Annotated in this window: 5 protein-coding genes and 1 pseudogene; 2 read left to right on the top strand and 4 right to left on the bottom strand. The window is 56.5% G+C overall.

The features are described 5' to 3' along the window. Nucleotides 1–89: 89 nt before the first annotated feature. The 4 genes from M3G15_RS18010 to M3G15_RS17995 all read right to left on the bottom strand — a co-directional run bounded on the left by M3G15_RS18010 (nucleotide 90) and on the right by M3G15_RS17995 (nucleotide 5,048). Nucleotides 90–257: a CxxH/CxxC protein gene (locus M3G15_RS18010; RefSeq protein ID WP_009223395.1), complete on the bottom strand. Its 168-nt coding sequence runs from the start codon at nucleotides 255–257 to the stop codon at nucleotides 90–92. A gap of 201 nt (nucleotides 258–458) precedes the next feature. Continuing rightward, the gene (locus tag M3G15_RS18005) at nucleotides 459–1,880 is read right to left on the bottom strand and encodes a CAP-associated domain-containing protein (protein ID WP_009223394.1); all 1,422 of its coding nucleotides are present in this window, start codon (nucleotides 1,878–1,880) and stop codon (nucleotides 459–461) included. Between the two features lie 98 nt (nucleotides 1,881–1,978). Beyond that, nucleotides 1,979–3,676, bottom strand: coding sequence for a glycerol-3-phosphate dehydrogenase/oxidase (locus M3G15_RS18000; protein WP_311202298.1), 1,698 nt, complete (start codon nucleotides 3,674–3,676; stop codon nucleotides 1,979–1,981). Nucleotides 3,677–3,779: 103 nt separating this feature from the next. Continuing rightward, nucleotides 3,780–5,048 carry a S1C family serine protease gene (locus M3G15_RS17995; RefSeq protein WP_028539280.1) on the bottom strand — a complete coding sequence of 423 codons (1,269 nt, stop codon included), beginning with the start codon at nucleotides 5,046–5,048 and terminating at the stop codon, nucleotides 3,780–3,782. 404 nt (nucleotides 5,049–5,452) lie between these two features. Here M3G15_RS17995 and M3G15_RS17990 point away from each other — a divergent pair, with 404 nt between their 5' ends. Next, a complete protein-coding gene (locus M3G15_RS17990) occupies nucleotides 5,453–5,662 on the top strand; it encodes a hypothetical protein (protein WP_016314543.1) in 210 nt (69 codons plus the stop codon). A gap of 173 nt (nucleotides 5,663–5,835) precedes the next feature. Then, nucleotides 5,836–6,357, top strand: a pseudogene (locus M3G15_RS17985) (family 4 glycosyl hydrolase); the annotation flags it as partial. Nucleotides 6,358–6,370 lie beyond the last annotated feature (13 nt).

Raw genomic sequence — 6,370 nt, 5'->3', positions numbered from 1 at the left:
AAAAAAACAGCGGGGCCAGCCATCCCATGCCGTCGCCCCGTTCTTCGTCTCTCATTCAGTTGTGTACCGCACCTGCATCTGCACCCGCACTACACCACCAAAAACCGCGCCTCCTGATCACATTCCTGACATTTTACCGGCGGCTCCCAATCAATAAACTTGGTGTGCTCCAAATCGACCACGTCCGGGGCATCCTCAAACTCATCCACGAACATATCGATGGCCAGTTCCACATGATCTTTGCAAACGACGTACATAGTCAAAGCATCCTTTCTCTGTACCGCACTCCTGCGGCCGACTTACGTATTAACAGGTTATCCTTTATCTTTTCTACCATACTCCGTACAAAAAAGGAACCGCCCCGGTCACTTCCGGCAAGCGGTTCCTCCCCCTACTGGCCAAAAAAACCAACGATCTTACTCTGACAACCGAGCAGACCCGGCCAGGCTTAGCCAAGCTTACAGCGGCGTATAGAAGTTTTGCGTGTAGTACGTTCTGTAATCGCTGCTGCTAAGTCCGTCTACCGCACCAACACCCAGCATCGTAAACACGGGCTCCAGCATATTCTCCCGGTGGCCCCAGGAATTCAGCCAGCCATAGTGCCCGTCGATCGCATCCAGATAACCGGCGGCGATATTTTCGCCCCAAGCCCGGAACTGCGGAATCCCGCGAGCCATCATGCGGTCGCCGGCCGACTTCCCTTCAGGATTATCATGCTCAAAATAATTCCGTTCCGCCATATCCCGACTATGCGCGCGAGCCACCTCAGCCACCGATTCATTCCAGCTCAGCACGCCTAAGCCTCGTTGCGCACGAAACGCATTGGTCAGGTCAAAAATCTCCCGCTCCGTCGCCTTCAGCGACTCCGGAGTATTCGGGGCGTACACATGGCTCTCCGTAAACTTCTTGTCCATCAGCAGCACCCCGTCCACGCGGTACTTCTCGTGCTTGTCCAGGTACAGATTGATGTACAACCCTCTCGGCGTATACGTCTCCACATACTCTCGCGGCGGGTGCTCGCTCTTGTCCCAGATTGCCGCGAGGCTGCTCCGCAACTTCTCCAGCCCTTTCTCGGCCTCGGGAGCAAACTGCCACTCGTCATGATTGCCAAACAAGCCAACGACCTTGCCGCCCGCTACGCCAACCTGCGTATAATGCTTGTAATCCTTATTATAGATGTACCATTCCAGTCCGTAGTTGGTCGCATCCTTACGCGCCGGCTCGCCGAGCAGCTCGATCACGCGGTCCGTCGAATCGCCGATCCTCACGCCTTGCAGCTGGATCTCCGGCTTGATCAGATCCGGGCTTGTCGCCTTGGGCAGCGTCAGCTTGAGCCGATACAGGAACGTCTGCGCTTCCGCCCGCGACACCGCGTCCTTGGGCGCGAAGCCTTCTACGCCGGCACCGTTCTTCCCTTGGGCCAAGCCTTGAGCAAGGATCCACTGTACCGCCTCATCTTCACTCAAGCTCTGCCCGTAAAAAGCCGCCATCAACCGAGCCACCGATCCGCGCGTAATCGGCTCATTTGGCTTGTCGCTAACCGGCCACGCCAATTCGAAGGCCAAGTTGTAATAAGGCGTATACCAGGCCTCCTGCTCATTCACCTTATCCAGCTTGATCTCTGGATAGGCCCGCACCAGCATGCTCAGAAACTCCGCTTCCGTCACCGACTGTGCCGGGCGGAACGTGCCGTCCGGATACCCGTCGGTCACACCGTTGTTCTTCGCCCACATGATCTTGTCATAAGCCCAATGGGATGCCGGTACATCCTTAAAGTCCACCGCAGCCGCTTGAACCGCTGAGCCCGCAGCCAACCAGGCTGCTCCTAACCCCGCGAGAATCACCAATCCGCGAATCCCGCGCTTCCATCCATTCTTCATGAACCCCTGCCCTCTTTCCATCTTCGATCTCTTTGCTTGCTCTCTTGGATGTATTTCGACAGATCGAGGGCAAAATCCTTGCACCTGTAATAAACGATTTACTCTTCACTTACGGGAAAAACCGCCTCCGTCAACGCCTGCTCCAGCTCCTCCGCCCGCCGGCGCTTCACGTCCTCCGGCCAGTCGAAATACCGGGCCATCGCATCGACGACCGGCTCCTTCCACCGCCGTACCCATGCGATATCAAATAACAAAGCCCCGGTTCTCCGCACAAAAAAATCCACCGGCGTCATCGCCATCTCCGCTTCCAGGGCATACCTCAGCGGAACAGCCACCTCCAGCGGGAGCCGGGCTGCACCGGCCGAGTCGGCTGGCTCGCCCGTAGCCGCAGCATCGTCGGCCAAAGCCAACAGCCGGTCCACGTTGGATCCATATCTAGCCGCCCATTTAGCGGCAAGATCCTTCGGGATGCCACGCTCCGCCGCTTCCAGCGCCTTGCGTGCCACGAAGCCGAGCAGTCCCTGCGAGCCGCCCACCTGCCCGCCGGAGATCGGCAGCAGCCGGGTTGCGCAGGGCGTGAAGCTCCGGCCGTATTCCCGCATCAGCTTGGCGGCCACGCGGTCCACGACCAGCTCCGCCATCTTGCGGTAGCCGGTCAGCTTGCCGCCAGCAATCGTGATCAGGCCGGACGCGGACTCCCAAATTTCATCCTTGCGGGAAATTTCCGAAGGCGATTTGCCCTCCTCGTAGATAAGCGGCCGCACGCCGGCCCAGCTGGATTCCACGTCCGCCGCCGTGATCGCCAGCCCGGGAAACATGCCGTCAATCGCACCCAAGATATAATCGCGATCCGCCTCCGTCATCCGCGGATGATGAATCTCGCCGTGGTACACTGTGTCCGTTGTGCCCACGTAGGTCTTGCCATCGCGCGGAATCGCAAACACCATGCGGCCATCCGGCGTATCAAAATAAACCGCCTGCCGCAACGGAAACCGCCCCTGGTCGAACACCAGGTGCACGCCTTTGGTCAGCTGCAGCATTTTGCCCTGCTTTGACCCGTCCATCTCGCGCAGCGCATCCACCCACGGGCCCGCCGCATTGACGATCTTCCGGGCGCGCAACTCATATGTCCGCCCCTCGGCCAGATCCGTCACCTCAGCGCCCACCAGCTGCGCGCCTTCGTACCGAAACCCGGTCACCTTGGTATAGTTGACCGGCATCGCCCCACGGGCCGCTGCTTCCTTGAGCACTTCAAGGGTTAGACGGGCGTCGTCCGTACGGTACTCCACATAGTACCCGCCGCCCAGCAGACCGTCTTGCTTCAGCAGCGGCTCTTTCGCCAGCGTCTCCGCCGCCGACAGCATGCTGCGCCGCTCCCCGCGCTTCACCCCCGCGAGGAAGTCGTACACGCGCAACCCCAGCGACGTGCTGAACCGGCCAAACGTCCCGCCCCGATAAATCGGCAGCAGCATCCATTCCGGCGTTGTCACATGCGGGCCGTTCTCGTAGACGATCGCCCGCTCGCGCCCTACCTCCGCCACAACGCCGATCTCCAGTTGCTTCAGGTAACGCAAGCCGCCATGGACTAGCTTCGTCGAACGGCTTGATGTTCCCGCGGCAAAGTCCTGCATCTCCACAAGACCCACCCGCATCCCCCGCGCCGCCGCATCGAGGGCGATTCCAGCCCCGGTAATCCCGCCGCCCACGACCAACAGGTCCAGCGGCTCAGCCGGATTGGCCATTTGCTCTAACAGGTGACGCCGATCCTTACCCGAAAACGAATAGGTTCCGTTCATCTCCATCCTCCTTCAGCTCCCCGCAAAAAAAGAGATTCCTCCCCCACTCCAGTCGCTTCTATCTACGTCTGTCATGACTTCGGAATCTCTCCATGGAATATGTTTATTCGTTATCGTCTAATCCTTGTTCGATTTCCGCCTCCGACGGCTTATCGGTCAGCTCCAAGGTCACTTTCTCCAGCTTGCCGTCACGGTAGTACGTAACCTCCAACTCATCCCCGATCTTCTTATGCTCATACAAGTACCGGCGCAATTCCAACGTCGATTTGATCGGTTGCTTGTCGAGCTGGGTAATGACATCGTTTAATTTCAGTCCCGCTTTCAGCGCTGGGCCATGGGCCTCCAAGACGATCACCCCTGCGGTGACATGGTTCGGCAGGTTGAGATCCTCGCGCTGCTCGTCAGTGATCGGAGAATAGCGGTTGTTGAGGTCCAACGTGTACACGCCCATATATGGACGAACCACCTTGCCGTGCAGGAGCAAATCGTCGACCGTCTTCATCACTTCATTCACCGGGATGGCAAAACCCAATCCCTCAACGCCCGTATCGGAAATCTTCATCGTATTGATGCCGATCAGCCGGCCGTTCAAATCTACCAGCGCTCCGCCGCTGTTCCCCTCATTAATCGCCGCGTCCGTCTGGATCACTTCCTGCTCCCAGTCGTACACGCCATCCTGGTTCAGCGACACCGGAATCATCCGGCTGGTATAGCTCACGATCCCGGAGGTCAGCGTCCCTCCAAGGCCCAGCGGATTGCCGACGGCAATGACCGTTTCTCCGGCCCGCAGCTTCTTCGAATCACCTAGCTCGATCACCGTATCGATGCCTTGTCCGTCGATGGCCAGCACCGCAATATCGTTGATCGAATCCTGTCCGACAACCTCTGCCTTACGCGAGGCTCCGTCGCTCGTCACAATTTCCAGATCGCTTGCACCGCTAATGACATGCGTATTCGTTATAATGAAGGCCTTTCCTTTCTCCTTCTTAAAAATCACACCCGAACCCAGCGCCGCCTGCTCCGGATCGCCATCCGACAGCTCCCCATGATTGAGGATGCTCACCACAGCGGGCGCCACTTTGGCCGCCGCCGCGCTGATCCGGTCATAAGGATCGCCGGCATCCGAGAGCAACACCGCACTGCTGGTTGCAACATGGCGGTTCGATGAAGAAGGAAGCCCCGTAATAAAACTGAATAACAGCACGGCCACTACCGCACTAAGAACGGAAGAGATTAAAGAGATCTGCAGCGTGGACAGCTCCAGGCGATGCCTACGCGGCCTACCGCGCCAACGCCGCAAGCTGCCGCCTTCGGACAAGCGCATACGCCCCGGAACCTTGGTGGAATAAAAGTCATCGTCAAACCATCCCATCTCTATTCTCCCCCTCCATCATGCCTTCCCAAAAGGCCTGGCATCGACATGCCATCTGCCCCAGGCAAAGATCCCCTTCAACTTTATGCCATTACAGCAAAGCCATATTCATGCGTATCCTTAATTTTATTAACGTCATGAACCGAAGATAGGTTGCCTGAAATTTGAGAAGTTTACCGCTTTTTTTTCTGAAAACTGGAATGTTTGACCTTGCCCATGACTACACTATATTAATGCGATAGATTGATAGATTTATTTTACCATATTTTGATGGTTTAGAAGCAGATTTCTATCAGGGAAAAAACGGCAATTTTACCCACATCCCGTGGGCTTTACCCATCGCAGACCAAAAGAAAAATCATTCAACCGTGTGCCTTGCACGGCTGCCTGAAGGAGGTAATCAGATGGATTCCTATTATTCCACGCCGATGAACGAAGTGAATGTGCTCGCCAAGCTGGCGGATATGAAGGAAGAGCATTATCACCAGCTCGTGACCTTAAGCGCCATCATGGAGTTGCTTATAGAGAAGGGCATCTTAACCCGGGAGGAGATCGAGAAAAAAGCGCTCGAAATCGACGGATTTATGACCCCGCCCCCCTATCCCACCGTTTAAAATGGATAACCAGCCAGCCCTGATCCGCCAAGCACGGCGAGATACGGGCTGGTTTTTCATTTTTTAGATGTGATCTTACATTACATAGGACAGCCGTAAATCCCCAACTCCTTCCTCTGACAACCCTGATTTGCGGCACCGGCACGAACGCGGCCAGCTGCAACCCGTGTCCCGTGAAGAGCATCGGCCTTTGTAACGCTCCAATCGGCTTAATCAAGCGAGTATCCAGTAAGTACGGCGTGACCCCGGACCGGGTGTATGCGGAATTCGTTGGCCTGAATCACCTGCACTGGTTGAAGTATTTTTACATGACGGACGAAATGCTCGAGGAGCAGTTGGAATCTCTGAAGAAAGGGGAAAACCGCGCCGAGGTCGTCAAGCGCGTTGAAGAAGAGCGGTTCAAGCTCTACAGCGATGTCGAGCTGAAGGAGAAGCCGAAGCAGCTGGAGCAACGCGGCGGTGCTTACTACTCGGAGGCCGCGGTAAACCTGATGTGTTCGCTGTATAACGGTAAGAACGAAATTCAGACGCTGAACGTGGCTAACAATGGCATCCTCGATTTTCTACCGGACGACGCCAGCATCGAGGTTAAATGCGTGGTCACCCCGCTGGTTCCATCCGTCGGCGTCGCCATCAAGTTGCTCGATGAAATGCTGGAAGCGAACAAAGAGTATTTGCCGAACTTCTTTAAATAAGTCATTATCCCCT

Source organism: Paenibacillus sp. p3-SID1389, from assembly GCF_025151705.1.
In the GTDB taxonomy this organism is placed as follows: Bacteria; Bacillota; Bacilli; order Paenibacillales; family Paenibacillaceae; genus Fontibacillus; species Fontibacillus phoenicis.
Note: the sequence above shows the minus strand (reverse complement) of the source record. Positions and strands in the feature narration are given on the sequence as shown.

Excerpts from the sequence above, each read along its gene's own strand:
- M3G15_RS18010 (WP_009223395.1), bottom strand. The coding sequence starts at position 257 with ATGTACGTCGTTTGCAAAGATCATGTGGAACTGGCCATCGATATGTTC.
- M3G15_RS18005 (WP_009223394.1), bottom strand. The coding sequence starts at position 1,880 with ATGAAGAATGGATGGAAGCGCGGGATTCGCGGATTGGTGATTCTCGCG.
- M3G15_RS18000 (WP_311202298.1), bottom strand. The coding sequence starts at position 3,676 with ATGAACGGAACCTATTCGTTTTCGGGTAAGGATCGGCGTCACCTGTTA.
- M3G15_RS17995 (WP_028539280.1), bottom strand. The coding sequence starts at position 5,048 with ATGGGATGGTTTGACGATGACTTTTATTCCACCAAGGTTCCGGGGCGT.
- M3G15_RS17990 (WP_016314543.1), top strand. The coding sequence starts at position 5,453 with ATGGATTCCTATTATTCCACGCCGATGAACGAAGTGAATGTGCTCGCC.